25 protein-coding genes, 1 tRNA gene and 3 pseudogenes are annotated in these 25,167 nt (G+C 73.2%); 11 read left to right on the forward strand and 18 right to left on the reverse strand.

Annotated elements, in window-relative coordinates; translation table 11 throughout:
* Positions 1-165, reverse strand: a pseudogene (locus tag GA0070564_RS30515) (IS701 family transposase); the annotation flags it as partial.
* Between the two features lie 141 nt (positions 166-306).
* Between GA0070564_RS30515 and GA0070564_RS29960 the strand changes: the two are divergent.
* Positions 307-471 (forward strand): annotated as a pseudogene (locus GA0070564_RS29960) (site-specific integrase); the annotation flags it as partial.
* 77 nt (positions 472-548) lie between these two features.
* On the opposite strand, the gene GA0070564_RS21775 reads toward GA0070564_RS29960, so the two are convergent.
* Positions 549-620, reverse strand: a tRNA-Val gene (locus GA0070564_RS21775).
* A 48-nt stretch (positions 621-668) separates the two neighbouring features.
* Positions 669-1,235, reverse strand: a pseudogene (locus GA0070564_RS21780) (TIGR02611 family protein).
* A gap of 274 nt (positions 1,236-1,509) precedes the next feature.
* On the opposite strand from GA0070564_RS21780, the gene GA0070564_RS21785 reads away from it, so the two are divergent.
* Entirely contained in the window at positions 1,510-1,941 is a 432-nt protein-coding gene (locus GA0070564_RS21785) for an SsgA family sporulation/cell division regulator (RefSeq protein WP_007457244.1), read from the forward strand.
* Positions 1,942-2,020: 79 nt separating this feature from the next.
* On the opposite strand, the gene GA0070564_RS21790 is transcribed toward GA0070564_RS21785, so the two are convergent.
* A complete protein-coding gene (locus GA0070564_RS21790) occupies positions 2,021-2,797 on the reverse strand; it encodes an SDR family oxidoreductase (RefSeq protein ID WP_091611736.1) in 777 nt (258 codons plus the stop codon).
* Positions 2,798-2,933: 136 nt separating this feature from the next.
* Between GA0070564_RS21790 and GA0070564_RS21795 the strand changes: the two genes are divergently transcribed.
* Together GA0070564_RS21795 and GA0070564_RS21800 are read left to right on the forward strand one after the other, a co-directional pair.
* Complete coding sequence (locus tag GA0070564_RS21795; protein WP_091611740.1) at positions 2,934-3,830, forward strand: helix-turn-helix transcriptional regulator; 897 nt, start codon at positions 2,934-2,936, stop codon at positions 3,828-3,830.
* Between the two features lie 7 nt (positions 3,831-3,837).
* Entirely contained in the window at positions 3,838-4,293 is a 456-nt protein-coding gene (locus GA0070564_RS21800; protein WP_091611744.1) for an RrF2 family transcriptional regulator, read from the forward strand.
* A gap of 41 nt (positions 4,294-4,334) precedes the next feature.
* Here GA0070564_RS21800 and GA0070564_RS21805 read toward each other — a convergent pair whose 3' ends face one another.
* The 7 genes from GA0070564_RS21805 to GA0070564_RS30520 form a co-directional block, all read right to left on the reverse strand.
* Positions 4,335-4,946 carry a malonic semialdehyde reductase gene (locus tag GA0070564_RS21805; RefSeq protein WP_091611749.1) on the reverse strand — a complete coding sequence of 204 codons (612 nt, stop codon included), beginning with the start codon at positions 4,944-4,946 and terminating at the stop codon, positions 4,335-4,337.
* The gene (locus GA0070564_RS21810; RefSeq protein WP_091611752.1) at positions 4,943-5,482 is read right to left on the reverse strand and encodes a flavin reductase family protein; all 540 of its coding nucleotides are present in this window, start codon (positions 5,480-5,482) and stop codon (positions 4,943-4,945) included. The genes GA0070564_RS21805 and GA0070564_RS21810 overlap by 4 nt, the downstream gene beginning before the upstream one ends.
* Positions 5,479-6,816: an LLM class flavin-dependent oxidoreductase gene (locus GA0070564_RS21815; protein ID WP_091611757.1), complete on the reverse strand. Its 1,338-nt coding sequence runs from the start codon at positions 6,814-6,816 to the stop codon at positions 5,479-5,481. Before GA0070564_RS21815 ends, GA0070564_RS21810 begins: the two co-directional genes overlap by 4 nt.
* 25 nt (positions 6,817-6,841) lie before the next feature.
* Entirely contained in the window at positions 6,842-7,702 is an 861-nt protein-coding gene (locus GA0070564_RS21820; RefSeq protein ID WP_091611761.1) for an ABC transporter permease, read from the reverse strand.
* A complete protein-coding gene (locus GA0070564_RS21825) occupies positions 7,695-8,525 on the reverse strand; it encodes an ABC transporter ATP-binding protein (RefSeq protein WP_091611765.1) in 831 nt (276 codons plus the stop codon). The genes GA0070564_RS21820 and GA0070564_RS21825 overlap by 8 nt, the downstream gene beginning before the upstream one ends.
* Positions 8,522-9,556: an ABC transporter substrate-binding protein gene (locus GA0070564_RS21830; RefSeq protein ID WP_091611768.1), complete on the reverse strand. Its 1,035-nt coding sequence runs from the start codon at positions 9,554-9,556 to the stop codon at positions 8,522-8,524. The genes GA0070564_RS21825 and GA0070564_RS21830 overlap by 4 nt, the downstream gene beginning before the upstream one ends.
* A gap of 156 nt (positions 9,557-9,712) precedes the next feature.
* Entirely contained in the window at positions 9,713-9,937 is a 225-nt protein-coding gene (locus GA0070564_RS30520) for a putative leader peptide (protein WP_425412511.1), read from the reverse strand.
* 52 nt (positions 9,938-9,989) lie between these two features.
* On the opposite strand from GA0070564_RS30520, the gene GA0070564_RS21835 reads away from it, so the two are divergent.
* Both GA0070564_RS21835 and GA0070564_RS21840 read left to right on the forward strand, forming a co-directional pair.
* Positions 9,990-10,169 carry a DUF4236 domain-containing protein gene (locus GA0070564_RS21835; RefSeq protein WP_091611771.1) on the forward strand — a complete coding sequence of 60 codons (180 nt, stop codon included), beginning with the start codon at positions 9,990-9,992 and terminating at the stop codon, positions 10,167-10,169.
* Between the two features lie 105 nt (positions 10,170-10,274).
* On the forward strand, positions 10,275-10,793 hold the full coding sequence (locus tag GA0070564_RS21840) for a potassium channel family protein (protein WP_091611776.1): 519 nt from the start codon (positions 10,275-10,277) through the stop codon (positions 10,791-10,793).
* Here the strand turns inward: GA0070564_RS21840 and GA0070564_RS21845 are convergent.
* Positions 10,762-11,661, reverse strand: a complete 900-nt coding sequence (locus tag GA0070564_RS21845; RefSeq protein ID WP_091611781.1) for a hypothetical protein — start codon at positions 11,659-11,661, stop codon at positions 10,762-10,764. The two genes, GA0070564_RS21840 and GA0070564_RS21845, sit on opposite strands and share 32 nt — an antisense overlap.
* A gap of 24 nt (positions 11,662-11,685) precedes the next feature.
* Positions 11,686-12,207 carry a VOC family protein gene (locus tag GA0070564_RS21850; RefSeq protein WP_091611786.1) on the reverse strand — a complete coding sequence of 174 codons (522 nt, stop codon included), beginning with the start codon at positions 12,205-12,207 and terminating at the stop codon, positions 11,686-11,688.
* 47 nt (positions 12,208-12,254) lie between these two features.
* Between GA0070564_RS21850 and GA0070564_RS21855 the strand changes: the two genes are divergently transcribed.
* The 3 genes from GA0070564_RS21855 to GA0070564_RS21865 all read left to right on the forward strand — a co-directional run bounded on the left by GA0070564_RS21855 (position 12,255) and on the right by GA0070564_RS21865 (position 16,986).
* Positions 12,255-12,719, forward strand: a complete 465-nt coding sequence (locus tag GA0070564_RS21855) for a MarR family winged helix-turn-helix transcriptional regulator (protein WP_091611789.1) — start codon at positions 12,255-12,257, stop codon at positions 12,717-12,719.
* 57 nt (positions 12,720-12,776) lie between these two features.
* The gene (locus GA0070564_RS21860) at positions 12,777-14,531 is read left to right on the forward strand and encodes a tetratricopeptide repeat protein (protein ID WP_091611792.1); all 1,755 of its coding nucleotides are present in this window, start codon (positions 12,777-12,779) and stop codon (positions 14,529-14,531) included.
* A gap of 235 nt (positions 14,532-14,766) precedes the next feature.
* Positions 14,767-16,986 (forward strand): HelD family protein, encoded by a 2,220-nt coding sequence (locus tag GA0070564_RS21865; protein WP_091612748.1) that lies wholly within the window; start codon positions 14,767-14,769, stop codon positions 16,984-16,986.
* A 66-nt stretch (positions 16,987-17,052) separates the two neighbouring features.
* On the opposite strand, the gene GA0070564_RS21870 is transcribed toward GA0070564_RS21865, so the two are convergent.
* Positions 17,053-17,475: a hypothetical protein gene (locus tag GA0070564_RS21870; protein ID WP_091611796.1), complete on the reverse strand. Its 423-nt coding sequence runs from the start codon at positions 17,473-17,475 to the stop codon at positions 17,053-17,055.
* 309 nt (positions 17,476-17,784) lie between these two features.
* On the opposite strand from GA0070564_RS21870, the gene GA0070564_RS21880 reads away from it, so the two are divergent.
* Complete coding sequence (locus GA0070564_RS21880) at positions 17,785-18,183, forward strand: hypothetical protein (protein ID WP_091611801.1); 399 nt, start codon at positions 17,785-17,787, stop codon at positions 18,181-18,183.
* A gap of 87 nt (positions 18,184-18,270) precedes the next feature.
* Here GA0070564_RS21880 and GA0070564_RS21885 read toward each other — a convergent pair whose 3' ends face one another.
* The 4 genes from GA0070564_RS21885 to GA0070564_RS21900 form a co-directional block, all read right to left on the reverse strand.
* Positions 18,271-19,263 (reverse strand): sporulation protein, encoded by a 993-nt coding sequence (locus tag GA0070564_RS21885; protein WP_091611805.1) that lies wholly within the window; start codon positions 19,261-19,263, stop codon positions 18,271-18,273.
* An 8-nt stretch (positions 19,264-19,271) separates the two neighbouring features.
* A complete protein-coding gene (locus tag GA0070564_RS21890; RefSeq protein WP_176730789.1) occupies positions 19,272-20,528 on the reverse strand; it encodes a multidrug effflux MFS transporter in 1,257 nt (418 codons plus the stop codon).
* 270 nt (positions 20,529-20,798) lie between these two features.
* Positions 20,799-21,575 (reverse strand): DeoR/GlpR family DNA-binding transcription regulator, encoded by a 777-nt coding sequence (locus GA0070564_RS21895; protein ID WP_091611812.1) that lies wholly within the window; start codon positions 21,573-21,575, stop codon positions 20,799-20,801.
* Positions 21,536-23,563 carry a beta-galactosidase gene (locus tag GA0070564_RS21900; RefSeq protein WP_091611815.1) on the reverse strand — a complete coding sequence of 676 codons (2,028 nt, stop codon included), beginning with the start codon at positions 23,561-23,563 and terminating at the stop codon, positions 21,536-21,538. Before GA0070564_RS21900 ends, GA0070564_RS21895 begins: the two co-directional genes overlap by 40 nt.
* Before the next feature lie 270 nt (positions 23,564-23,833).
* Between GA0070564_RS21900 and GA0070564_RS21905 the strand changes: the two genes are divergently transcribed.
* A complete protein-coding gene (locus GA0070564_RS21905; protein WP_091611818.1) occupies positions 23,834-25,165 on the forward strand; it encodes an ABC transporter substrate-binding protein in 1,332 nt (443 codons plus the stop codon).
* Positions 25,166-25,167: the final 2 nt, after the last annotated feature.

Consider the following 25,167-nt stretch of genomic DNA (forward strand, 5'->3'; position numbering starts at 1 on the left):
CGCCCGATACAACAGGCGCTGCATCGCGTCCGGCCGGGCATGTCCGGCCTGCTCGGCCAACTGCCAGCACGTCTTCACCTCAAGCTCGGACAGCAGCCCGGTCACGAACTGTCCCGCCGCCCGACGCGGCTCCACGCGACCAAACCGGCCCGCGAAGCAGCCCAGCACCTCGGCCAACACCCGCTCCCACCGACCAACAGCTACGCTGTGGCACGCGGCCACCGCCAGATCTGATGATGTGTCCACAACGCACAGACGATCACGCGGTGGCCGCCTCGCGTCCACCCCGGTTCACCAGCAAGATCTCAAACGGCGGCTGCCGTACTAGCCGACCTCGACGTCCACCCGAGAGTCGCCATGCAGGTGCTCAGGCACGCGAAATTCTCGATAACGATGGAGATCTACACCCAGGTCTCATCGAAGGCGACGAGAGAAGCCCTCAAGCGGCTCGGCGACTCACTGGCCCATTGACCGGACTGCTGTACAAAGCTGCTGTACGCAAGCAGAAAGGTCACCTCCCGTTTCCGGGAAGTGACCTTTGACCTGCGTGGGCGATACTGGGATCGAACCAGTGACCTCTTCGGTGTGAACGAAGCGCTCTCCCGCTGAGCTAATCGCCCTCAGCGCCGTTGACTCTACCCGATCGTGGAGCCGGACCAAAAACCGGGTCAGTGCGTGGCGAGGTAGTGCCCGATGCGGGCCACGAGGTCGATGCCGAAGCTGTACTTCAGCGACAGCCAGACCACCACGGCGACGAAGACCAGCCCGACCGACCCGAGCACGAAGCGCACCCCCAGGGACCGGGAGGTGACCCACCGGGTCCAGGCCTGGACGTGCCGGCGGGTGAAGCCGAGCAGCCGGCGGGCCCAGTGGAACTCGACGGCCCAGATGGCCAGGCCGCCGATGACGATGAGCCAGCCGGGGCCGGGCAGCGGGATCAGGGCGATGCCCACGGTGACGACGAGGGCGCCGGCGATCCCGATGAAGATCTTGAGGGCGACCCGGCCGGTGGGGTTGGACCGGATCAGGTCGAGGGTGGTGCGGAGCCGCTGCCGCCAGGCGCTGCGCGGCCGGTCGGCGACGGCGGCACCCCGGCGGCCGGATCCTGCTGCCCGACCGTTCCGGTCCCCCTGCTCCATCGGCACCCGTTACCCCCGACTTTCGGCTGCTCAAACCCCACCGTTCGGTGGACTCACGGTGGGCGCGGGATCCGTTATGGAGCATCTCTGCCCCATTTGGCCCGCGAGTGTTCCGCCGGACCGTCACCCCGGTGGACGACTGGACGTTACCGGAGTAAGTCGACGTCTGAACCACCCGAGTTCCGGGCGGACTCACGCACTGGGCAAGACCGGAAATCCTACAAGAATTTTCACATTCGCGAGGACGTTCCGACCCCCTTCCCACCACTGGGTGAAGTCAGCGTATGGCGGAGCGTAGCCAGAGGTAGCACCTGAGTATGGGAAAAGCGGGACACGCGCGTTCCGCAGCGGTGCCGGGGGGAGAACGTCCATGAGTGTCATCCGACCGACGACCGTAGAGGTCGAGACGTCGCTAAGGCTCGTCGCACCTGACGCCACGGCCTTGCCGGTGCGGGCCAGTCTGCGCTACGACCCTGCTGACCCGTATGCGGTCCATGTCCTGTTCCATGCCGAAAGTGCCGGTGGCGAGGCGGTGAGCTGGTCGTTCGCCCGCGAGCTGCTGGTCACCGGCCTGGACGAGCCGGCCGGCATCGGTGACGTCCGGGTCTGGCCGTGGGCCACCCCGCGCGGCGACTTCGTCGCGCTGGCGCTGTCGTCGCCCGACGGCAACGCGCTCTTCGAGGTGCCGCGCAGCGTCCTGGTGCGCTTCCTGCGGCGGACCTACGTCGTCGTCCCGCGCGGCCGCGAGGCCGAGCACCTGGACGTCGACACGGCGGTGAACCGGCTGCTCGCCGGCCGCTGAGCACAGCCATCACAGCCGCGCGGACCTGCCGGGTCCGCGCGGCTGCGGCCACCCGTCCCCGGGTACGCGGACACGTTGCTCACCCGTGCGTGGTCATCCCCCCGTCGACCGGGATCACCGCGCCGGTCAGGTACGCCCCGGCCCGGCTGGCCAGGAAGATCGCCGTGCCGGCCATGTCCTCGGGGCGGCCGATCCGGCCCAGCGGCACCTGCGCCTCGATCGCCGCCCGGGATCCCGGGTCGTCCAGGGCGAAGGCCATCATCCGGCTCTCGAACGGTCCGGGCGCGATGGCGTTGACGGTGATCCGCTCGCCGGCCAGCTGGTGGGCCAGGGTGCGGGTGAGCATGTGCACGGCGGCCTTGGTGGCGGAGTAGGCGTACACCTCCATGAGCGGCACCCGGATGCCGTCGACCGAGCCGATGGTGATCACCCGGGCCGGGTCGTCGGCGCTGGCCGCCGCGCGCAGGGCGGGCAGCAGCGCCGTGGTGAGCCGGAAGACGGCCTTGACGTTGACCGCCCAGAGCTTGTCGAAGGCGCTCTCCGGGTACGCCTCCAGCGGCGCCCCCCAGGTGGCGCCGGCGTTGTTGACCAGCACGTCGAGCCGGTCCACCCGCTCCCGGACCGCGGCGGCGAGCCCCTCGGCGCCGGCGTCGGTGCTCAGGTCCGCCGGGATCGCCTCGCACCGCCCGAGGGCGGAGAGCTCCTCCGCCACCGCCGTGCAGGCCTCCGCCCTGCGGGAGGAGATGATCACCCGGGCGCCGGCCCGGACGAACCCCTCGGCGATCATCCGGCCGATCCCTCGGGAGCCGCCGGTGACCAGGACCGTCTTGCCGTCGACCGAGAACAGATCCGTCATCCCCATCCCATCGTCGCGCGGCCACCGATCCGGACGCTACCGAGCGGTAACCTAATCCGCCCGGCAGACCCCGGACAAGCCCCGACGCCCCCGCTCGGGATGCAACCTCCCGGAACGGCGGTTAACGTCGAAGTCGATGGTCTCTTCCGGACAGCTCTCCCCGGCCACCCGTACCGACCTCTCCCCCGCCGAGATCGACACGCTCGCCCTCGGCGACCTCGCCGCCGAGCGCGGCTGGCGACGGCCGGTCCTGCTCGACGCCGACCTGCTGGTGCTGGTCACCGGCGGGCACGGCACCGTCGAGCTGGACTTCCGTCCGCTGCCCGCCCGCCCCGGCACGCTGCTGCGCGCCCACCCCGGCCAGGCGCTGCGCCGCACCGGCGCGCAGCTGGACGCCACCGTGGTCCGCTGGGAGCCGGCCGCGCTGCGCGGCCTCGACGTCGACCCGGACGCGGTGCCCACCGTGCGGCAACTCACCGGCGAGGACGAGGACGCGGTGATCAACGAGGTCAGCCAGCTCGCCGTGGACTGCCGCCGGCACCGGGGCGTACCGGCCGCGCGGGGGTTGCTGCGCCACCAGCTCGCGGTGCTGCTGCACCGGCTCGGCCTGGCCGACGCCGCCGAGCCGGAGACCCGGCCCGAGGCCACCACGTTCCACCGGTTCTGCCGCGAGGTGGAGGCCGGCTACCAGCACAGCCGTCGGGTCGAGGACTACGCCGCCCGGCTGGGCTGCTCGGTGCGTACCCTCACCCGGGCCTGCCTGGCGGTGACCGGGCACAGCGCCAAGCAGGTCATCGACGAGCGGGTCGCGTTGCAGGCCGCCCGGATGCTGGCCGCCACCGACGAGCCGATCGCCCGGATCGGCAGGCGGCTCGGCTTCCCCGAGCCGACCAACTTCGGCCGCTTCTTCACCCGCGAGGTCGGGGTCAGCCCGGGCGCCTTCCGCGCCGGGGCGGACCAGCCCACCCCGGGCGTCCGCATCGTGCGCCCCCGCCCGCCCGCCGACCCGACCGGCGGCACCGGACAGGCATGATGGCGGGGTGCAGATCTCCGCGCGGGGTGACTACGCGGTACGGGCCTCACTGAGCCTCGCCACCGCGTACCCGAAACTCATGTCCACCCAGGCCATCGCCGACGAGCAGGACATGCCGCGCAAGTTCCTCGAGGCCGTCCTGGCCGACCTGCGCCGCGCCGGCCTCGTCCGGGCCCAGCGCGGCGCCGAGGGCGGCTACACCCTCACCCACCCGCCCCGCGAGGTCACCGTCGGGTCGATCCTGCGCGCGGTGGAGGGCCCGCTGGCCGGGGTACGCGGGCTGCGCCCCGAGGAGACAAGCTACGAGGGTTCCGCCCAGCACCTGCCCGGGCTCTGGGTGGCGGTCCGGGCCGCCGTCCGGCGGGTCGTCGACGAGGTGACCCTCGCCGAGATAACCAGTGGCCGGCTCCCCGCCCACGTCCGTAGGTTGACGGCTCAGCCCGACGCCTGGGAGCCCCGCTGATGCCCACCCGGGTCCTCGCCCGGCACCGCTGCACCGCCTGACTACAACGTCGACACCACCTCCTCGTACGCCAGCCGGGGCAGCCGCTGCTGCCAGGCGTCCGGCCCGGGACGGCCGATGTTCACCAGCAGCAGCACCTCGTGCCCGCCGCCGGGCAGGAACTCGTCGCGTACCCCGGCCGGGTCGAAGCCGGCCATCGGCCCGGCGGCCAGCCCGGCGGCGCGCACCCCGAGCAGGAGGTAGCCGATCTGGAGGGTGGCGTTGAACCGGGCCTGCGCCGCCCGTTCGGCCCGGTCGGCGAGCCAGTCCCTCGCCTGTGGCCGGTGCGGGAACAGCTCCGGCAGCCGCCGGTGGAAGTCGACGTCGGCGGCGAGGACCGCCACCAGTGGGGCGGTCGCGGTCTTGTCCCGGTTGCCGGAGCTGACGTACGGCAGCAGCCGGGCCCGGGCCGCCGCCGAGCGGATCAGCAGCACCCGCAGCGGTTGCCCGTTCAGCGCCGTCGGGCCGTACCGGACCAGGTCGTGGACGGCCCGGACCTGCTCGTCGGTGACCGGCTCGTCGGTGAACGTGTTCGCCGTGCGGGCGGCCCGGAACAGCAGGTCCTGGGCCGCCCGGTCCAGCGCCAGCAGGTCCGTCAGGGCGGCGGCGGTCACGCGGCCACCGGCGTCGCGGCGGTGGTGTAGCCGCCCCGGTGGTGGACCAGCGGCTCACCGTCCTCCCCCGCGTACAGGGCGAGCGGTTCGGCGATCACCAGGGCGTGGTCGCCGGCCGGGATCCGGTGCACCACCCGGCAGACCAGCCGGCCCAGCACCCCGTCGAGCAGCGGCAGCCCGAACGGCCCGGGTGTCCAGTGCGGATGGGCGGCGAACCGGTCGACGCCGCTGGTGGCGAAGGCCCGGGCCGCGTCGGACTGGCCGGCGCGCAGCAGGTGCACCGCGACGTGCTCGGCGCGGGCCACCACCGGCCAGCTCGACGAGGCCGTGCCGAGGCAGAAGGAGACCAGTGGCGGGTCCAGCGACACGGAGGTGAACGAGGTGGCGGTGAAGCCGGCGCGGACCGGTTGGCCGAGGCCACCCAGGCAGGCCGGTTCGGCGGTGCCCCGGGCCACCGCGGTGACCACCGTGACGGTGGCGGCCTGGCGGCGCAGCAGCGCCCGGAACGCGTCGGTGTCCAGCGGCTCGCCGTTCACGCCGTCACCAGCTCACGCCGCGCGGCGTACCCGCTGGCCGGGCGGGGCAGGCCGTAGTGCTCGCGCAGGGTGCGCCCGGCGTACTCGTGGCGGAACAGGCCACGGGCGCGCAGCAGCGGCACCACGTGGTCGACGAACGCCTCCAGCCCGGACGGCAGCAGTGGCGGCATGATGTTGAACCCGTCGGCGGCGCCGGAGGTGAACCACAGCTCGATCTGGTCGGCGATCTGCTCCGGGGTGCCGGCCACCACCCGGTGTCCCCGGCCGCCGCCGAGCCGGCCGATCAGCTGCCGGATGGTCAGCCGCTCCCGCCGGGCCAGGTCGACCACCAGCTGGTAGCGGCTCTGGTGGGACTGGACCGCGCTGACGTCGGGCAGGTCGGGCAGCGGTCCGTCCAGCGGCAGCCCGGTCAGGTCCAGGCCGGTCATCCCGGAGAGTTGGGCCAGGGCGTGCTCGGGGACGATCAGCGCCTCCAGCTCGGCGGCGAGGGCCCGCGCCTCGGCCTCGGTGCCGCCGACCACCGGGGCGATGCCGGGCAGCACCTTCACCCCGTCGGGGTCCCGGCCGGCGGCGGTGGTGGCCCGCTTCAGGGCGGCGTAGAAGGACTGCCCGTCGGCGAGGGTCTGCTGGGCGGTGAAGACCGCCTCGGCGTACCGGGCGGCGAAGGCGATGCCGTCGGCCGAGGAGCCGGCCTGCACCAGCAGCGGCCGGCCCTGCGGCGGGCGGGGGGTGTTCAGCGGGCCGTGCACCCGGAAGTGCGCGCCGGCGTGGTCGATCTCGTGGACCCGGTCGGTGTCGGCGAAGACCCCGGCGGCGGTGTCCAGCAGCAGGGCGTCGTCCTCCCAGCTGTCCCAGAGCTTGATCGCCACGTCGACGAACTCGGCGGCCCGCCGGTAGCGCTCGGCGTGCGCGGGATGGTCGTGCAGGTTGAAGTTGCGGGCCTCCCGGGCCTGGGCGGAGGTGACGATGTTCCAGCCGGCCCGGCCGCCGCTGAGGTGGTCCAGCGAGGCGAACTTGCGGGCCAGGTTGAACGGCTCGTTGTAGGTGGTCGAGGCGGTGGCGATCAGCCCGATGTGTTCGGTGACGCCGGCCAGCGCGGCGAGCAGGGTGAGCGGCTCGAAGACGGCCTGGATGTTGTGCCGGACGGCCGGGCCCACGGCGAGCCCGTCGGCGAGGAAGACCGAGTCGAGGGTGCCGCGTTCGGCGATCCGGGCCAGCTCCTGGAAGTGCTTCACGTCGGCGACCCGGCGCGGGTCGGTACGCGGGTGCCGCCAGGCCGCCTCGTGGTGGCCGACGCCCATCAGGAACGCGTTGAGGTGCAGGGTGCGGGACATGGGGTTTCCTCTCAGCGAGCGGGGCTCAGGCGGTGGGGTCGACGCGCCAGGTGGAGAAGCGGCGTTCCCCGGCGACGAGGAGCTGGTTGACGACCAGGCCGATGGCGGAGATCGTGATGATGCCGGCGTACATGTCGGGGATGGCGAAGTTGTACTGCGCGTAGTTCACGAGGTAGCCGAGCCCGGCCTTCGCCCCGACCATCTCGGCCGCGACCAGCACCAGGATCGAGTACGCCCCGGCCAGCCGGACGCCGGTGAAGATGGTCGGCACGGCCGCCGGCAGGATCACCTTCTGGAACAGCCGCAGGTGGTTCAGCCCCATCGAGCGGGCCGAGCGGACCAGCAGCGGGTCGACGCCCTTCACCCCGGCGATGGTGTTCAGCAGGATCGGCCAGGAGCAGGCGTAGAGCACCAGGGCGATCTTGGAGGTCTCGCCGAGGCCGAGGATGAGCACGAAGACCGGCAGCAGGGCCAGCGCGGCGGTGTTGCGGAACACCTCCAGCAGCGGGCCGAGCAGCTCCGCGAGCGGCCGGTACCAGCCGATCAGCAGCCCGAGCGGGATGGCGGTGAGCACGGCCAGGCCGAGGCCGGTGAGCGAGCGGGTGAGGCTGGCGCCCACGTGCTCGGCGAGCTGCCCGCTGGCCAGCAGCGCCCACCAGGCGGTCAGCACCTCCGACAGCGGCGGCAGGAAGACCCGGTCGACCAGTCCGACGCGCGGCGCGGTCTCCCAGACGGCGGCCAGGGCGAGCAGGGCGGCGGAGCGGTGCAGCGCCCGCCCGCCGAGGCCGAGCAGCCGGCCGGGCAGCGTGGGCCGCGCGGTGGAAGCCGCCGGGGTGGGGGCGGGCCGGGCCGCCAGCCGGGTGGGTCGTTCGGCGATGTCAACCAACGCGGGCCTCCTCGGGTACGACGGGACGCTCGGCGGACTGGGCGGCGCGTACCTCGTCGCGCAGCAGGGTCCAGATCTGGTGCCGGTGGTGGCGGAAGGCGTCGGAGGAGCGGACGTCGTCCTGCGCGTCCCGGTCGCCCAGCTCGATGTCGATGACCTGCTTGATCCGGCCGGGTCGGGAGGTCATCACGGCGACCCGCCCGCCCAGGTGCACGGCCTCGTCGATGCCGTGGGTGATGAAGACGATCGTCTTGCCGGTGGCCTGCCAGATCCGGACCAGCTCGTCCTGGAGCGAGTCGCGGGTCTGCGCGTCGAGGGCGGCGAACGGCTCGTCCATCAGCAGGATGGCCGGGTCGTACGCGAGGCTGCGGGCGATGGCGACGCGCTGCTTCATCCCGCCGGAGAGTTCGTGCGGGTAGCGGTCGGCGAAGCCGGTCAGCCCGACCAGCTCCAGGTGGTGGGCGACCAGGTCGGCCCGGTCGGCGCGGGGCACCCCCTTGGCCTCCAGTCCGAAGGCGACGTTGCCGGCGGCGGTACGCCAGGGCAGCAGCGCGTACTGCTGGAAGACGATGCCCCGGTCGAGCCCGGGGCCGGTGACCGGCTCGCCGTCGACCAGCACCTGTCCGGCGGTGGGGGTGGCCAGTCCGCCGAGCAGGTCCAGCAGGGTGGACTTGCCGCAGCCGCTGGGGCCGACGACGACCAGGAACTCGCCGGGGCGTACCCCGAGGGTGACCCGGTCCAGGGCGGTGACCGCGCCGCCGGTGCCCCGCCGGCCGGGGAAGACCTTCGTCACCCGGTCGAAGAGGATCTTGTCGGTGGTCATGACGCGCCTCCACCGGCGGCGGCGTTGAACCGGTTGGTGTAGAGGTCGCCGGGCTTCGGCCGCGCAGCCTTGAGCTCGCCGGCGTCGGCCAGCCAGTCGATCCAGGTGGCGAACTCCCGGTCGGTGATCACGCCGTTCTTCTCGGCGACGCCGGTGGACCTCCAGTAGCGGACCAGTGACGGGTCCTCGTTGCGCCCCCGCTTGGCGATGATGGACTCGAAGCGGGCCACCACCGTCTCGCGGGGCTGGCTGCGGGCCCACTCGATGGCCCTGCCGACGCCGGTGACGAACGCCTTCACGGTCTCCGGGTTGCGCCTGATGAAGTCGTCGCGGAAGACGTAGGAGCCGGCGCTGAACGCACCGAGCAGCTGGTGGTCGGTGAAGACGGTACGGATGCCGCCGCCCGCGACGGCCTTGTCCCGGATCACCCCGCCGAGCACCGCGACGTCGATCTGCCTGGCCCGCAGCGACTGTTCGGTGTTCACCGGCGGCAACGCCACCAGCTCGACCCGGGCGATCTCGGTCGGGGTGAGGCCCCCCTTGACCAGCCAGGTCTTCAGCACCGCCTCGGCGTGTGCGCCGAGGGTGTTCATGCCGACCTTGCGGCCGATCAGGTCCTTCGGACCGCGGATCGGGCTGTCGTCGAGCACGTAGTAGCCCTGGAAGGTCTGCGCGTCGGAGCCGTAGTAGCTGACCACGGCGGTGATCGGGGCGCCGGCGGTGGCGAGCTTGACGATGGCGCCGTTGAACGCGCCGCCGAAGTCGCTCTGACCGGTGGCGGTGGCCTGGATGTCGGCCGGCCCGCCGGTGACGTTGCCGATCCAGTTGAGCTTGACGTCGCCGAGGTAGCCGAGGTCGGCGGCGAGTTCGGGGAGGGTGACCTGGCCGACGGAGCCCTGGTAGCGCAGCTCGGTGGCCTGCTTCCCGCCGGCCGCGGCGTCGTCGCCGCAGCCGGTGGTCGCGGCGAGGCCGGTCAGCGCCGCGGCGGCGGCGAGGGTACGCAGGAGGGTACGACGGTTGACTGGGGGCATGGGGATGCTCCTGATCTGTCCACGAGGTGTGGCGGGGCCCGGAGGAGGGCGTGCGGAGACGCCACGACGCGTGGTCCGCAGGCGACGGTGGCCGGGGACGCGCGTGGGCTGGAGGGACTGCGACGAGGCGAGGGCTAAGCCGGGTGACCGGTCAGCTCAACAGAGCGCGCTCGCGTGCCGGACCAGGTCGACGTGCACGCGAGCGGTGAGGAGAAGCTCGTCCCGCTGCGACATGCTCTCATGGTGCCGTCGGGCCGGCCGCCCGGTCAATGGGCGCTGAGCTGCGTTCACCGGTCCGTAACACCTACCCAGCCGATAGGAATTGCCGTCGACCGTCCAGTGCGGAACGGAGCAGGTTTCGCGAAAAGCCGTATCGGGCATGTTCAGCGTCGAGACGGCAGGGCATCACAGGGTACGGCGAAGGGAGCCCACGATGGGTCTGATGTTCCGCAAGCGGAAGAAGTACGGGCCGCTGATCCTCAACTTCACCGAGAACGGTCTGTCCTCGTGGACCATCAAGATCGGTCGCTGGTCCTGGAACTCCAAGGCCAAGGCGCACCGCGTGGACCTGCCGGGGCCGCTCTCCTGGAAGCAGGACAAGTCCCGGGCGTGACGTCCCGAGGTTGAACGGGGTGCCGGTGGTTCACCGGCACCCCGTTCGGTTTGTGCCGGCCGGTTCGCCCCGGCTGGCCGGGCTCCGGGGCGCAGAATCGGCGGCATGGCGCAGGCGGTGTCCTGGAGATGGCAGCGGCGGCGGGCGCTGCTGTCGGTCGCCCTGCTGCTGCTGGCGTACTTCCTCGTGCCGGTCGAGCCGGACCCCAACGGGCTGCGGCTGGCCCTGCGCTCCGGCGGCACGCTGCTGCTGGTGCTCATCGTCGCGGTGGTGGTGACCGGGCAGGTACGCCGGCAGATCGCCGCCGCCCGGCAGGGCGTGACGGCGGAGTTGCACTCGCTGGTCCGACTCGCCGTCGCCCTCGTCGCCGGGCTGCTCGCCTTCGCCCTCGCCGACTTCGTGGTCGCGGACAGCCGGCCCGGTGAGTTCGTCGGCATGCGCACCCGGGTCGACGCGCTCTACTACGCGCTGGCCACGCTCACCACCGTCGGCTACGGCGACGTGCACGCCCAGGGGCAGATCGCCCGGATCCTGGCCTGCGTGCAGATGCTGTTCAGCATCGGCGTCATCACCACCGGCGCGTCCATCGTGGTCAAGCAGCTGACGAGCCGTCCCCGGGACTGATCAGCACGTCCCCGCCCAGCCGGCCGTGCTCCGGCTCGCGCCGCACGGCGCCGGTGTCGAGCAGGGCGGTCAGCGCCCGGGTGGTGTCCTCGACCCGGTAGACGGTCGAGGTCAGCGTGAACCGGCGCAGCTCGGTCACCGTGGCCGGGCCGCCGCGCTCCAGCTCGGCGACCAGTTCGCGGCGCAGCGGGCCGGGCTCCGGGTGCAGCGAGACGTCCAGCGGCCGTCCGCCCGGGTCGGCGGGGTCGCGGTAGCGGACGCCGGCGTACTCGTCGACCGCCCAGAGCGCGTCCTTGAACGCCTCCAGGCTCTTGTCCAGCCCGGTGGCATAGCCGAGCAGCCAGGCCGGTGAGCCGTCGGCGGGCACCAGCTCCACCTCGGCGACCAGCGGGAACCCGGCGGCGGTCAGGGCCGGACGCAGCGGGGCCGCCGCGGGCGCGACGGCGAGCAGCTCGGCGGGGCGGCCGGCGGCGACCGCCTTCAGCACCGCCGGCTCGGGGGCGGCGCCGTGCACCACGGCCAGCAGCGGGTCGCCGGCCGCTCCGGCCGCCTTCAACGCCACCGGCAGGCGGGCCGGGTCGCCGGGCACCACGTGCACGGTCACCTCGCCGGGGAGGGTGGCCTCCACCGCGCCGAGCCGGGCCGGCAGCTCCTGGTCGCCGCCGGCCAGCACCAGCACGGTCAGCCGCCGCCCGCGCAGCCGGTCGGCGAACTCCCCCACCGCCCGCAGCGCATCGTCCGCTCCGGCGGCGTCGTCCCCGGCGTATGCCAGGGCGAGGGTGGCCCGCCGGGAGCGGCGCAGCGCCCCCGGCAACCAGGCGTCGAGCTGTCGGACGAGCAGCTCGGTGAGGACGGCGTCGATCGGCATCCTGTCGTTCTACCGCACCGGCGATCAGGCCGGCACGGAGATCCCCACCCCGCCGCGGGTCTGGCCGCCGTAGCGCCGCTTCTCCGCGTCCAGGTCGAGCCGGCCGATCCGCTTGCGACCGGCCAGCGCGGCGTCGTCGAGCAGGTCGGCCGGGACGATCCAGACGATCTCGAACTCCAGGCCGTCCGGGTCGTGGCCGTAGAGGCTCTTGGTGGTGCCGTGGTCGGAGGCGCCGACCAGGGCGCCGGCCGCGGCGAGCCGCTCGGCGGTGGCGCCCAGCTCGTCGAGGGTGTCCAGCTCCCAGGCCAGGTGGTAGAGGCCGACGGTGCTCCGGCCGGCGGGTGAGCGGCCGGCGTCGGCGTCGACCTCGAAGAGACCGAGGTCGTGGTCGTTGGTGGAGTCGGGGGCCTGGAGGAAGGCGGCGCCCCGGAAACCGTCCGGCGTCATCGGCACCCGACGGAAGCCGAGGACGTCACGATAGAAGGCGACGCTGCGCTCGAGGTCGCTGACGTAGAGGACGGCGTGGTTGAGGCGGTGGATTCCCATGCCACCCACGGTAGCTCGATTTGGTTGAGCGTTCAACCAAATCGGGTATGCTCCCGGTCATGACCCGGTGGCTGGATGCCGACGAACAGCAGACCTGGCGGGCCTTCCTCGCCTCCTCCCGCGCCCTGATGGAGACCCTGGACCGCGAGCTCCAGCGCGACGCCGGCATGCCGCACGCGTACTACGAGATCCTGGTCCGGCTCTCCGAGGCGCCCGGCCGGTCCATGCGGATGAGCGACCTGGCCGACGCCACCGGCTCCTCCCGCAGCCGGCTGTCGCACGCCGCGAGCCGGCTGGAGGCGGCCGGCTGGGTCCGCCGCGACGAGTGCCCGAGCGACCGCCGCGGCCAGCTCGCCGTGCTCACCGACGACGGCTTCGCGGCCCTCGCCGCCGCCGCCCCCGGCCACGTCGAGGGCGTACGCCGGCACCTGTTCGACGCCCTCAGCCCCGCCCAGGTCGACCAGCTCCGCCGGATCAGCGAGACGCTCGCCGCCCACCTGACCGGATCCTGACCAATCCGCACCGCCCCAGGGGTTGTACTTACCGTTGTCGGCTGAGCACGATGGGGCGTGCCCTCCCGCCTCGGTGAACTGACCCTCCAGGCCCAGCAGCTGGTGGCCGCCGGCGACCTGGCCGGCGCGCGGAGCCTGCTCTCCGACGCGCTGACCGACGCCGACCCGCGGCCGGCGAACGCCACACCGGAGCTGACCGAGGCGGCCGGCCTCCAGGCCAAGGTCCTGATCGCCCTCGGCGAACCGCACGCCGCCCGCGGCTGGGCCGCCTTCGCGTACGCCGCCACCACCCGGCTGCACGGCCGCTCCGACGAACGCGCCATCACCGCCGCGGCGACCCTGGCCGCGGTGCTGCACCAGGTCGGCAGCGACGCCCGGGCCGCCCGGCTCTATTCCGACGTGATCCTGGAGCTGACCGCCCGGGACGGGCCGGAGTCCCCCCGGGTGCTGGCCGCGCACGCCGACCTGGCCACCGTCGAGTACGCCCGCGGCCAGTGCGCGCTGGCCCGCGACCGGCTGCTCGACGCCTGGGAGCTGCACCGGGAGGTCTACGGCGACGGCCACCCCAGCGGGATCAAGATGCTGGCCCGGCTCGGCCGGATGCAGCGCGACTGCGGCCGGCACGCCGAGGCCCGGGAGAGCCTGGCGCTGGCCGAGGAACTGGCCCGCCAGCACCTGTCCCCCGACGACCCGTTGGCCGCCCAGGTGGCGGCGCTGGGCCGGGCGGCGCCCGACCCGGGTCACCTCTGCACGGACACCACCCCGACCGGCGGGTCCGGTACGCCGGGCCGGTGGGACGCACCGGTCGTCCCGGCCGCCCGCACCCCGGCCCCCGAGGAGGGACCGGTCGACCCGCTGGGCCCTCCACCGGACACCGGCGCAGACCGGCTGGCCGGCACCGACCCGCTGACCCACCCGGGCGCCGACGCCTTCGACCCGCCGGCCACCGACCCGGACCCGTTCGGCCGGCCGGCGGCGACCTTCGACCCGTTCGGGGACCCGCAGCCGGGTGACGGCCCCTCCCCGGCGGAGGACTCCGAGCCGCGGCCCGATCTCTTCGCCGACACGGCGTGGGCGTACTCGCCGGCGGACGCCCGGATGGTGCCCGCCCCCCGCCCGCCGTCGGACACCGGGCGGGTCGACCCGTTCGACGACGACGGGTGGTGGCCGCCCGAGCAGGTCGCCGACGACCCGTTCCCCGAGTCCGGGCGCGACCCCCTGCCACCGGCCGTGGCGGAGCTGGCCGGCCCGGCCGGGGACCCGCCCGGCGTACGGACCCTGCGGCCGTCGGGCGAGCTCGAACCGCCCTCGCGCCTGCTGCCGGTGCTGGTCCCCCGGCAGCACGTCGCCCCACCGCCCCGCAACCGGCTGCTGCCACTGGTGGTCGGCGGCGTGGTCGTGGTGCTGCTCGGCGCCGCCGCGGTGATCGCCGGGGTGTCCCGGTTCGACACGCCCGCCGACCCGGCGCCCACGCCGCCGGCCACCTCCGGGGCGGCCACCCCCGCGCGGCCCACCGCGACGCCCCGCGCCGCGGCCCGACCGGGCAGCCCGCCGGCCGCCGTCAGCCTGCGCGACCGGCGCGACGACATCGCGCTCGGCTGGACGTACCCGGCGGGCGGTGAGGGGCCGGTGGTCATCTCGGCCGGCCGTTCCGGGCAGGAGCCGCACTTCTTCCAGCGGCTCCCCGCCGGGACGGAGAGCTTCGTCGTGTACGGCCTGGACCGGGTCAACGACTACTGCTTCACGGTCGCCGTGGTCTGGTCGGCCGACAGGGTGGCGAAGGCCGCCCCGGTCTGCACCCGACGCCGCTGACCCGACGGCGCGCGACCGGAGCCGACGCGGGAAGCGTGACGTGCGCCCGGTGCGGTGGTCCGGGGACCGGCCGGCGAGGTATCTTTGCCCGTTCGGGAAACGAAAAAAGAACGGCATGAAAGCCGTTCTGCTCAGTGATTCTAGCCAATGAGGAGACGGCTTGTCAAGGCAGTCCGGCGGTGCCGGGGACCCGGCGAACCACGACGAGATCGGCCACGAGCAGGAGTACGTCTCGATGCTCTACGACCGGCTGGACGGCCTGCGTGAGCAGGCGGCCCGCCGGCTCACCGACGAGCTGCGCAACACCGGCGGCACCCAGCAGGCCCGCTCCCAGCGGGACTCCAGCGTGAGCTTCTACGCCGAACAGATCGAGCAGTTCTCCGCCGTGGAGAACGGACTCTGCTTCGGCCGGCTCGACGGCTCCGACGGCGGCCGGCACTACATCGGCCGGATCGGCATCTTCGACACCTCCGGCGACTACGACCCGCTGCTGATCGACTGGCGGGCCCCCGCCGCCCGGGCCTTCTACCTGGCCACCGCCGCCAATCCGCAGGGCGTACGCCGGCGGCGGCACCTGCGTACCCGGGACCGGAAGGTGACCGGGCTCAACGACGAGGTGCTGGACATCGCCACCGCCTCCCCCACCGCCCACGAGGAGGTGACCGGCGAGGCGTCGCTGCTCGCCGCGCTCAACGCGGGGCGTACCGGGCGGATGCGGGACATCGTCGAGACCATCCAGGCCGAGCAGGACCGGGTCATCCGGGCCGAGCTGCCCGGCGTGATGGTGGTGCAGGGTGGCCCCGGCACCGGCAAGACCGCGGTCGCGCTGCACCGGGCGGCGTACCTGCTCTACACCCACCGCCGCGAGCTCTCCACCCGCGGTGTGCTGCTGGTCGGCCCGAACGCCACCTTCCTGCGCTACATCTCCCAGGTGTTGCCCACGCTGGCCGAGACGGGCGTGCTGCTGCGTACCCAGGCAGACCTCTTCCCCGGGGTCGCCGCCCGGCGGGTGGAGTCCGCCGAGGCGGCGGCGCTCAAGGGCCGCGCGGTCCTGGCCGACGTGCTGGCCGCCGCGGTGCGGGACCGCCAGCGGGTGCCCGACGAGCCGCTGGAGATCGAGCTGCCGCAGCGGGAGATCCTGCACCTGCACCCGGAGACCGTGCGGGCCGCCCGGGACCGGGTGCGCCGCTCCGGCCGCCCGCACAACCTGGCCCGGGCGCAGTTCGACGTCGAGATCGTGCACGCCCTCGCCGGGCAGGTCGCCGAGCGGATCGGCGCCGACCCGCTGGGCGGGGAGAACCTGCTGGAGGAGGCGGACCTCGCCGAGATCCGCCGGGAGCTGCGCGACGAGCCGGAGGTCCGGGCGGCGCTGGACGAGCTGTGGCCGGTGCTCACCCCGCAGCGGCTGCTCGCCGACCTCTACGCCTCCCCTGAGCGGATCGCCACCGCCGCGCCGATGCTCACCGACGCCGACCGGGAGCTGCTGCACCGCGAGCCGGGCGGCTGGACCCCGGCCGACGTGCCGCTGCTCGACGAGGCCGCCGAGCTGCTCGGCGAGGACGACCGCGCCGCCGCCGCCCGCCGGGAGCGCATCCGGTCACTGCAACGGGAGTACGCCGAGGGCGTGCTGGAGATCGCCCGGGGTTCCCGGTCGATCGACGTGGAGGACGAGGCCGAGGGTGGCGAGATCCTCGGCGTCACCGACCTCATCGACGCCGACCGGCTGCTGGAACGGCAGGAGGAGGCCGACCGGCTGACCACCGCCCAACGGGCCGCCGCCGACCGCAGCTGGGCGTTCGGGCACGTGATCGTCGACGAGGCGCAGGAGCTGTCCCCGATGGCGTGGCGGCTGCTGATGCGCCGCTGCCCGAGCCGGTCGATGACCATCGTCGGGGACGTCGCGCAGACCGGGGCGCTCAGCGGCACGCCCTCCTGGGGCGAGGCGCTGGAGCCGTACGTGGCCCGGCGCTGGCGGCTGGAGGAGCTGACCGTCAGCTACCGCACCCCCGCAGAGATCATGGCGGTGGCCGCCGAGGTACTCGCCGAGATCGACCCCGAGCTGCGCCCACCCCGCTCGGTACGCGCCGCCGGCGTATCCCCGTGGGACCTGACGGTCGACGGCGACCGGCTGGCCGCGGAGCTGGTCGAGGCCGCCACCCGGGAGGCGGCGGACCTGGCCGACGGGCGGCTCGGCGTGATCGTCCCCGCCGGCCGGGTCGACGAGCTGGGCGCCGCGATCGTCGCCGCCCTGCCGGAGGCGGCCGTCGGCGAGCAGCCCGAGCTGGAGAACCGGGTGGTCGTGCTGACCGTCGCCCAGGCCAAGGGCCTGGAGTTCGACACCGTGCTGGTGGCCGACCCGGGCGGCATCGTCGCCGAGTCCCCGCGCGGCCGCAGCGACCTCTACGTCGCCCTCACCCGCGCCACCCAACGCCTCGGCATCCTCCGCGCCGCGTGAAAGGAGGGGCCCTTGTTGACAGACGTCTGTCAACAAGGGCCCCTCCCAACGTCCCGTCGCGCCGGGTCAGCCGGGGTTGGCGCCCTCGTCGGTGAAGTTGCCGACCTGGCTGGCCGCGGCGGACTGGTCGCTCGTCGAGCCGCCGGCGGGAGTGCTCAGGCCGCCGGTGGTGGCGTCGCCGGTGGTCGTCGGGGCGACCGTACCGCGGTGCCGCTCCGGCTGGCGGGCGAGGCGGCGCACGCTGGCCGGGCCGGCGGTGCCACCGGTGGTGGTGACCGCGCCCTGCCCCCGGGTCGGGCCGCCGTCGCGCAGCACCCCCGGGTCGATCGGCACGTCGGCCGGATCGTCCGGGTCCGTTTCCTGGAGGATCCGGGTCTCGTCGGTCTGGGGAACGGTCACCTCGTCCAGCGCGCCCTCGCCGTACACCCCGGCGGTCAGCCGCTCCTCGGCGTGCCGGGCGGACTCGCGCATCCTGTCGTCGTCGCGCATGCTCGATCACCTCGCAGCTTCTGGTGGTAACCCCCTGCCTGCCCGCTGGCGGCGACGCCAAACGGCGACCCGCGCCGAATCGGACATGTAGACCCGGACGGGACGTTGGTGGAATGCCCTGACCTCGACGACGCCGGTCACCGCTGGACCGGCGCGGCGACGGAATCCCGGCCGGCGGTCGGTGTTACCTCCCCCGTGGCCTCGGGTAGACCCAGGGTGCCCCCGCCACAGCAGGCGAACCGTGCCGTGGCCGATACGCGGTAGCGGGGCGAGGGATTGCAGGTACTCATCAAATCCGAGGAGGACCAGATGAGCACGCAGGCTGCATCCACCAGGCCGATGAACCGGCCGATGCAGGGCACGTCCAACCAGGCCGAGATGGCCAATCGGGCCGCCATGCGGGAGACGCCCACCCAACCGATGCCGATGTACGACGGGCACCGGGACCGGGACGCGGTGACCGCGCCGGGCACGGAGACCAAGCCGTCGTTCGCGACCACCGAGTTCTGGGTGTACGTCGCGTCCGTGATCGGTGTGCTGGCCGCGTCGTACCTGGTCGGGAAGAACTCCGTCGGGGTGGACATCTTCCGCGCCCCGCAGGCCTGGTTCTTCATCACGCTGCTGAGCATCGGCTACCTGGGTAGCCGTGGGCTGGCCAAGGCCGGCAGCAACTTCCGCAGCGGCGAGGAGCGCAAGGCCCGGCACTGACGCCTGAGCGTCACGCCGGCCGACAAGACGGCGGTGGTCCCCGGGATCCGTCCCGGAGACCACCGCCGTCGCCTGTTCCCCGCGGGGTTACTCGTCGAAGCCGCCGAAGTCGTCGCCGCCGAAGTCGCCCTCGAAGGCGTCCTCGATCATCTCGCCGGCCACCATGCCGCCGACCGCGCCGAGCGCCGCGCCGGCCACCACACCGCCCATGCCGACGCCCCGGCCGTGGCCGCCGTGGCCCTTCCCGTGCCCGTAGCCGTGCGGGGCGCCGTGCCCGAAGCCGCCGAACTGGCTCCGCAGGTCGCCGTAGCGGGAGGTCGTCTCGCGCAGCCAGCCGTCGACCACCTGGGCCCAGTCGACCCGGTCGGCGTCGGCGTGCGAGACGCTGTACCGGCCGAAGGAGTCGTGGCCGGCGCTGAGGAAGCCGCCGCGCTTGTCGCACTCGAGGATCACCTCGACACCGCGCTGGTGGGTGACGAAGGTCAGCTCCACCTCGTTGATCGACCGGGCGTACTGCGGCGCGGCGAAGAACTCGATCTCCTGGTAGAACGGCAGCGTCTGCTGCACCCCGCGGATGTGACCGCGCTCCAGGTCGGCGTGCTTGAACCGGAACCCGAGCCGCTGGAACGCCTCGAGGATCCGCTCGTGCACCGGCAGCGGGTGCACGGCCACCTGGTCCAGGTCACCCTTGTCGACGGCCCGGGCGATCGCCAGCTCGGTACGCAGGCCCATCGTCATCCCGTGCAGCCGGTGGCCGTACACGTCGGTGATCGGGGTCTCCCACGGCACCGGGAGCTGGAACGGGATGCTCAGCTGCTGCTTCGGGGCGAGCTGGAGCGGGCCGCTGACCGCCATCCGGTGGAACTCCATGGTGCCGGCGTACTCGCTGTCGCCGCTCTCCACCTCGACCCGGGTGACCAGGCCGACGGTGATCTGCTCGATGTTCGCCGGGGAGTCACCGCCGAGCAGGTTGACCCGACCGTCGAGGGCGAGGCCGGGACGGGTGTTCGGGTTGGTCAGGACGGTGTCGACGCTGGGGCCCCCGACGCCGAACGCGCTCAACATCTTCTTGAAGACCATAGGGCACCCTAACTCGTACCGCTGTGAACTGCCTGGGAGCGGCGGGCGGCCAGCAACGCGGCCGAGGCGGCGAGGAAGAAGACGGTCATGCAGAGCGCCATCGGCAGGAGCGAGTCGTACCCGAGGAGGCCGGTGAGCGGGGTGACCAGCGCGCCGGTGAGGAAGCTCAGGCCGCCCTGGAGGGCGGCGGCGGTGCCGGCGGCCCGCCGGCCCGCCTCCTGCGCCAGCGCCGTGGTCGCCGGGTAGACGAAACCCATGCCGCCGACCCCCAGGCAGAGCAGCGCCCAGGGGGCCGCGAGCGGCAGCCGGCCCGCCGGGTCGGCGAGGGCCAGCACCAGCAGGCCGGCGGCGGCGACCGTGGCGGCGACCACCCCGAGGGTACGCAGCCGGGCCGCGCCGTAGCGGCGCACGAGCACCCGGAACAGCACCGCGGTGACGGCCATGGCCGCGGCGTTGGTGGCGAAGACGATCGTGTACGTCCCGGGGCTGATCCGCAGCGACGTCTGGAGCACGAAGGACGAGCCGCCGATGTAGGTGAAGAAGCCGGCGGTGGCGAGGCACTGCACGACGATGTGCCGCAGGAAACCCCAGTCCCGCAGCAGGTCGAGCATGCGCGCGCCGGCGTCGGCGGGGCCGGACGGGTGGCGGCGCTCCCGGGGCAGGGTCTCCGGCAGCCCGACCAGCACGGCGACGGCCATCGCCGCTCCCAGCACGGTCAGCGCGACGAAGATGGTGCGCCAGGTGCCGTGGGCCAGGATCAGACCACCGGCCGCGGGCGCGAGGACCGGGCCGAGGAAGGTGACCGAGGCGATGGTGCCGAACCGGGCGGCGGCGTCGGCGCCGCGCCACGCGTCGGTCACCATCGCCCGCCCCACGGCGACCCCGCTGCCGGCGGCGATGCCCTGCCCGAGGCGGGCGGCGACCAGGACCGCGCCGTTGGGGGCGACCGCGCAGACGGCGGAGAGGACGGCGAAGGTGACGCTGCTGGCGACGACGATGCGGCGCCGGCCCCGGCTGTCACTGACCGGCCCGAGCAGCAGCTGGCCGGCCGCCACCCCGACGATGAACGCCGTCATGGTCAGCTGCGCCACGGTGGCGGTGGTGTGTAGCGACCGGCGCAGCTCGGGCAGCGCGGCGATGTAGGTGTCGGTGGCGAACGGGCCGATCCCGGTGAGCAGCACCAGCGCGGCGAGCGACGGTTTCCGCGCCGGCCGGGCCGGATGTTCCATCGGCAGGCGGGTCCCGATCTGCTGCGGCCTGGTCACCCGGACGACGCTAGCCTGCCGCCGGGTAGCCGGCATCCCATCGTGGCCAGGGCCGGCGGCGTGGACCGGTCCTCATGTCACGTCCTTTCGAGCTGATGTCGTGAACGAATCGGCCTGCCGGACCGCCCGGGCCGGCCCCGGTGAGTCGTTTGTGACATCAGGTCCAAAGGAGCTCGAAGGACGTGCGTCAGAAGCGGCGTTCCCGCCGGTCGGTACCGGCGCGGGACCGAGGACGAGTCGATCCGAGGGCGGAGCCGGGGTCGCCGCGGATCAGCTGGGGTCGACGACGATCAGCTCGCCGACCGCCTCGCCGATCTGGGCGCGGGCGTCGGCGGGCAGCCCGGCGTCGGTGACCAGCAGGTCGGCCTCCTCCAGCGGGGCGATGGTGGCGATGCCGATGGTCTCCCACTTGGTGTGGTCGGCGAGCACGACCAGTCCGCGGGCCGCGTCGATCAGCCGCCGGTTGATTCCCGCCTCCAGCAGGTTGGGCGTGGTGAAGCCGGTCCGCGGGCTCATCCCGTGCACGCCCAGGAAGAGCAGGTCCACGTTGAGCGCGCTGACCGCCGCCTCGGCCACCGGCCCGGTGAGCGCGTCCGACGGGGTACGGATCCCGCCGGTCAGCACGACGGTCTGGTCCGGGCGCGGGTTCTGGTAGAGCGCGTCGGCGACCGGGATCGAGTTGGTGACCACGGTCAGCCCACGGACGTCGGCCAGCAGGGTGGCCAGCGCGGCGGTGGTGGTGCCGGCGGAGAGCGCCACCGCCATCCCGGGCTCCACCAGGGCGGCGGCGCGTTCGGCGATGGCCCGCTTCTCGGCCTGCTGGCGGATCGACTTGGCCGCGAAGCCGGGCTCCTCGGCCGAGCCGGGGCCGGCCAGGGTGGCGCCGCCGTGCACCTTGTCGACCAGACCGCGCTCGGCGAGCGCCTCCAGGTCGCGGCGGATCGTCATGTCGGAGACGCCGAACCGGCTCACCAGCTGGCTGACCCGCACGCCACCGCGCTGCCGGATCAGGTCCAGGATGGCGCTCTGCCGTTGCTGGGCGAGCATCGAACCTCCTCCCGCACCACCGCCACCTCCCCCGGCGGCACCACCAGCCCGCCGTCGCACGAGGCACCGCCGAGCAGTTCGGTCCCGGTCACCGGAAGGCGTACCTCGCCGTCGGTGTGGTTGACGACGAAGAGCCAGCTGCGGTCGTCGCGGCGGCGCCGGACCACCTCCACGCCGGTCGGGGCGGCCACCGGCGGCCGGGCGCCGGACTCGGCGAGCAGCCGGGCCACCAGGCGGTCGGTCGCGGCGTCGTCGAGCCGGGTGCCGGCGTACCAGGCGGCGCCGGCGCCGACGCGGTGCCGGGTCAGCGCGGGTACGCCGGGCAGCGGCCCGTCGGCGTACGCGGCGAGCACCTCAGCGCCCTCCGGGTGCAGCCACTCGGTCCAGACGTCGGCGGTGGCGCCGTCGTCGAGGCGGACCCGCTCGCCGGCACGCAGCGGGAAGAACTCCTCGGTGCGGATGCCGAGCAGCTCACGGAACGCGCCCGGGTAGCCGCCGAGCCGGACGTGGTCGTGCTCGTCGACGATGCCGCTGAAGTACGTCACCAGCGCCGTCCCGCCCGCCTCGACGTACGCCCGCAGCGCCGCCGCGTCCGCGTCCCGCACCAGATAGAGGGTGGGCGCCAGGACCAGTTTGTACGCCGACAGGTCGGTCGACGGGTGCACCACATCGGCGGTGACCCCGGCTCGCCAGAGCGCGCCGTGCAGCGCGGCCAGCCGGTCGGTGTAGGTGACGTCGACGCTGGGGTGGGAGTCCAGCTCGGCACCCCACCAGGCCTCGTAGTCGAAGAGGATCGCCACGTCGGCGTCGACCCGGCTGCCGCGTACCTCGGCGATCGCCTTCAGGTCGGCGCCCAGCCGGCACACCTCGCGGAACACCTTGGTCTCCGGTCCGGCGTGCGGGACCAGCGCGGAGTGGAACTTCTCCGCGCCGGCCCGGGAGGCCCGCCACTGGAAGAAGAGCACCCCGTCCGCCCCCCGGGCCACGTGGGCCAGGCTGTTGCGGCGCAACTGGCCCGGGGTCTTGGCCACGTTGCGGGGCTGCCAGTTGACCGCGCTGGTGGAGTGCTCCATCAGCAACCACGGCGCGCCGCCGGCGACCCCCCGGGTGTGGTCGGCGGCGAGCGCGAGGTTGACCTGCGGCTGCGGGTCGGCGGCGGTCAGGTAGTGGTCGTTGGCGACCACGTCCACGTCGGCGGCCCACGAGTGGTAGTCCAGGTACTTGATGCCGGTGCCGATCATGAAGTTGGTGGTGATCGGCTGCCGGGTGAGCCGCTCCAGCACGGCCCGCTCCGCCCGCAGCTGGGCGCGCTGCTCGTCGGAGGAGAAACGCAGGAAGTCCAGCTGCTGCGTCGGGTTGGCGAAGGTCGGCGCGGTACGCGGCGGGACGACCTCGGCCCAGTCGTGGTAGCGCTGGCTCCAGAAGGCGGTGCCCCAGGCGTCGTTGAGCGCGTCCAGGTCGCCGTACCGGTCACGCAGCCAGCCGCGGAACGCCTCGGCGCTGACGTCGCAGTAGCAGTGCACGTTGTGGCAGCCCAGCTCGTTGGAGACGTGCCACATCACCACGGCCGGGTGGTCGGCGTACCGGGTGGCGACGGCCTCGACCAGGGCCAGCGAGCGCTCCCGGAACACCGGCGAGCTGGGGCAGTACGCCTGTCGGCCGCCCGGCCAGAGGATCGCCCCGTCCGCGCGGCGGGGCAGGGTCTCCGGGTGCCGGTGCGCCAGCCACGGTGGCGGGCTCGCGGTGGCGGTGGCCAGGTCGACGCCGATCCCGCCGGCGTGCAGCAGGTCCAGCGACCGGTCCAGCCAGCCGAACTCGAAGCGGCCCGGGGCCGGTTCGAGCAGCGCCCAGGAGAAGATGCCGACCGAGACCAGGTCGACCCCGGCCCGGCGCATCAGCTCGACGTCCTCGACCCAGGTCGACTCGGGCCACTGCTCGGGGTTGTAGTCCGCGCCGAACCAGATGCCGTCGCCCTGCCAGCTCCGCATGAGAGCAGAGCGTGCCCCCGGCCGGCATCGAAGTCAACACTTTCCAACATCGACTCGAATTCCAACGTTTACCTTTTCTCAGCCCTGTCGCGACTGGGTTATCGAAGCCGAACGACCCCCTTGACAGCGCCCGATGGACGGGTAGCTTGACGAGCCACCGGGTGTTTGTGTTCGGACATGTGGATTCTCGGTGGATCCGCACCGCTCAACTCACGGCCCACCACCACGCACGGCCCTTGGGCGCAAGGCACCTCTTCCGCAGGAGGCACAATGTCCCGTCCCCGTACCCAAGCCGAGTACCTGGCCCGGCTCGTACCCCCGTCCGTCGCCGGCCTGAACCGGCGCTCGCTGCTGGCCGGCGCGGCCGGCACCGGCGCCCTGCTCGGCACCGGCCTGCTCGCCGGCTGCGGCGGCTCCGACGACGACTCCGGCGCGGACGCCAAGACGGTCTCGGTCGGCTCCAACCAGTCGGACCCGAAGCCCAAGGACGTCATCGCCAAGGTGATGGACGGCTACAAGACCTCGTCCGGCGTCACGGTCAACGTCAACACCGTCGACCACAACACGTTCCAGGAGAACATCAACAACTACCTCCAGGGCAAGCCGGACGACGTGTTCATGTGGTTCGCCGGCTACCGGATGCGCTTCTTCGCCAGCAAGGGGCTGGCCGGCGACGTCAGCGACGTGTGGAGCAAGCTCAACGGCTACTCCGACGCCTTCAAGAAGGCCTCCACCGGCGACGACGGCAAGCAGTACTTCGTGCCGGCGTCGTACTACCCGTGGGCGGTCTTCTACCGCAAGTCGGTGTGGCAGCAGCGCGGCTACCAGGTGCCCACCACCCTGGACCAGCTCACCACGCTCTCCGCGCAGATGAAGAAGGACGGCCTCACCCCGATCGCCTTCGCCGACAAGGACGGCTGGCCGGCGATGGGCACCTTCGACATCCTCAACCTGCGGATCAACGGCTACCAGTTCCACGTCGACCTGATGGCCGGCAAGGAGGCCTGGACGTCCGACAAGGTGAAGAAGGTCTTCGACACCTGGGCCGGGCTGCTCCCCATCCACCAGCCGGACTCGCTGGGCCGCACCTGGCAGGAGGCCGCCCAGTCGTTGCAGCAGAAGAAGAGCGGGATGTACCTGCTCGGCCTCTTCGTCGCCCAGCAGTTCAACGCCGACGAGCAGGACGACCTGGACTTCTTCACCTTCCCGGAGATCGACCCGTCGATCGGGGCGAAGGCCCTGGACGCGCCGATCGACGGCTACATGATGGCCCGCAAGCCGAAGTCCGAGGGCGCGGCCAAGAAGCTGCTGGAGTACGTCGGATCCAAGGACGCCGCCAACATCGTGGTGAAGAACGACCCCAGCACCCTGGTCGCCAACACCGGCGCCGACACCAGCGGCTACACCGCGCTGCAGAAGAAGGCCGCCGAACTGGTCGGCTCGGCCACCGAGATCGCCCAGTTCCTCGACCGGGACACCCGGCCGGACTTCGCCTCGACCGTGATCATCCCGGCCATCCAGCAGTTCATCAAGAACCCGAAGGACATCAGCGGGCTGCTGACCAGCATCGAGAACCAGAAAAAGTCGATCTTCACCGAGTGACG

The organism is Micromonospora mirobrigensis (genome assembly GCF_900091555.1).
Lineage (GTDB): Bacteria > Actinomycetota > Actinomycetes > Mycobacteriales > Micromonosporaceae > Micromonospora > Micromonospora mirobrigensis.

Coding starts and splice junctions, on each gene's coding strand:
- GA0070564_RS21830 (WP_091611768.1), bottom strand. CDS start 9,556: ATGCCCCCAGTCAACCGTCGTACCCTCCTGCGTACCCTCGCCGCCGCC.
- GA0070564_RS21840 (WP_091611776.1), top strand. CDS start 10,275: ATGGCGCAGGCGGTGTCCTGGAGATGGCAGCGGCGGCGGGCGCTGCTG.
- GA0070564_RS21815 (WP_091611757.1), bottom strand. CDS start 6,816: ATGTCCCGCACCCTGCACCTCAACGCGTTCCTGATGGGCGTCGGCCAC.
- GA0070564_RS21795 (WP_091611740.1), top strand. CDS start 2,934: ATGGTCTCTTCCGGACAGCTCTCCCCGGCCACCCGTACCGACCTCTCC.
- GA0070564_RS21870 (WP_091611796.1), bottom strand. CDS start 17,475: ATGCGCGACGACGACAGGATGCGCGAGTCCGCCCGGCACGCCGAGGAG.
- GA0070564_RS21825 (WP_091611765.1), bottom strand. CDS start 8,525: ATGACCACCGACAAGATCCTCTTCGACCGGGTGACGAAGGTCTTCCCC.
- GA0070564_RS21835 (WP_091611771.1), top strand. CDS start 9,990: ATGGGTCTGATGTTCCGCAAGCGGAAGAAGTACGGGCCGCTGATCCTC.
- GA0070564_RS21905 (WP_091611818.1), top strand. CDS start 23,834: ATGTCCCGTCCCCGTACCCAAGCCGAGTACCTGGCCCGGCTCGTACCC.
- GA0070564_RS21880 (WP_091611801.1), top strand. CDS start 17,785: ATGAGCACGCAGGCTGCATCCACCAGGCCGATGAACCGGCCGATGCAG.
- GA0070564_RS21865 (WP_091612748.1), top strand. CDS start 14,767: ATGCTCTACGACCGGCTGGACGGCCTGCGTGAGCAGGCGGCCCGCCGG.
- GA0070564_RS21855 (WP_091611789.1), top strand. CDS start 12,255: ATGCTCCCGGTCATGACCCGGTGGCTGGATGCCGACGAACAGCAGACC.
- GA0070564_RS21850 (WP_091611786.1), bottom strand. CDS start 12,207: ATGGGAATCCACCGCCTCAACCACGCCGTCCTCTACGTCAGCGACCTC.
- GA0070564_RS30520 (WP_425412511.1), bottom strand. CDS start 9,937: ATGCCCGATACGGCTTTTCGCGAAACCTGCTCCGTTCCGCACTGGACG.
- GA0070564_RS21900 (WP_091611815.1), bottom strand. CDS start 23,563: ATGCGGAGCTGGCAGGGCGACGGCATCTGGTTCGGCGCGGACTACAAC.
- GA0070564_RS21895 (WP_091611812.1), bottom strand. CDS start 21,575: ATGCTCGCCCAGCAACGGCAGAGCGCCATCCTGGACCTGATCCGGCAG.
- GA0070564_RS21785 (WP_007457244.1), top strand. CDS start 1,510: ATGAGTGTCATCCGACCGACGACCGTAGAGGTCGAGACGTCGCTAAGG.
- GA0070564_RS21885 (WP_091611805.1), bottom strand. CDS start 19,263: ATGGTCTTCAAGAAGATGTTGAGCGCGTTCGGCGTCGGGGGCCCCAGC.
- GA0070564_RS21845 (WP_091611781.1), bottom strand. CDS start 11,661: ATGCCGATCGACGCCGTCCTCACCGAGCTGCTCGTCCGACAGCTCGAC.
- GA0070564_RS21790 (WP_091611736.1), bottom strand. CDS start 2,797: ATGACGGATCTGTTCTCGGTCGACGGCAAGACGGTCCTGGTCACCGGC.